Genomic DNA, 1,049 nt, shown 5'->3' on the forward strand with positions numbered 1-1,049 from the left:
CCCGGCGCCCGTTTCCGGGCGCCGGGTTGGTTTCAGAATACCACGACCGAGCGGATGCTTTCGCCCGCGTGCATCAGGTCGAAGCCCTTGTTGATCTCGTCCAGGCTCAGCGTGTGGGTGATCATCGGGTCGATCTCGATCTTGCCGTCCATGTACCAATCCACGATCTTGGGCACATCCGTCCGGCCCTTGGCGCCGCCGAAGGCGGTGCCTTTCCACACCCGGCCCGTGACCAGCTGGAACGGCCGGGTCGAGATCTCGGCCCCCGCCGGCGCCACGCCGATGATGATGCTTTCGCCCCAGCCCTTGTGCGCGCATTCCAGCGCCGTGCGCATCACGCCCACATTGCCGGTCGCATCGAACGAATAATCGGCGCCGCCCTTGGTCAGCTCGACCAGATGCGCCACCATGTCGCCCTCGACCTCGGCCGGATTGACGAAATCGGTCATCCCGAAACGGGTGGCCATTTCCACCTTGTCGGGGTTCAGGTCGACGCCCACGATCTGGTCGGCGCCCGCCAGCCGCAGGCCCTGGATCACGTTCAGACCGATGCCGCCCAGGCCGAACACCACCGCGCGGCAGCCGATCTCGGCCTTGGCGGTGTTGATCACCGCGCCGATGCCGGTGGTGACGCCGCAGCCGATATAGCAGATCTTGTCGAACGGCGCGTCCGGGCGCACCTTGGCCAGCGCGATCTCGGGCAGGACGGTGTGGTTCGAGAATGTCGAACAGCCCATGTAATGCAGGATCGGCGTGCCATCGAGCATGGAAAACCGCGTGGTGCCGTCGGGCATCAGGCCCTGACCTTGCGTGCTGCGGATCGCCTGGCAGAGGTTGGTCTTGCCGCTCAGGCAATACTCGCACTGGCGGCATTCCGGCGTGTAGAGCGGGATCACGTGGTCGCCGGGTTTCAGGCTGGTGACGCCGGGCCCGACTTCGAGCACGACGCCCGCGCCCTCGTGGCCCAGAATGGCCGGGAACAGCCCCTCGGGATCGGCGCCCGAGAGGGTGAATTCGTCGGTATGACAGATGCCGGTGGCCTTGATCTC

General features: G+C 66.1%; 1 protein-coding gene. It reads right to left on the minus strand.

All coding sequences use genetic code 11. The features are described from left to right. Positions 1-32: 32 nt before the first annotated feature. The coding region (locus tag MB818_RS21905; RefSeq protein ID WP_238906558.1) for an S-(hydroxymethyl)glutathione dehydrogenase/class III alcohol dehydrogenase at positions 33-1,049 on the minus strand (1,017 nt) is incomplete at its 5' end.

It is taken from the genome of Ruegeria alba (assembly GCF_022321465.1).
In the GTDB taxonomy this organism is placed as follows: Bacteria; Pseudomonadota; Alphaproteobacteria; order Rhodobacterales; family Rhodobacteraceae; genus Ruegeria_B; species Ruegeria_B alba.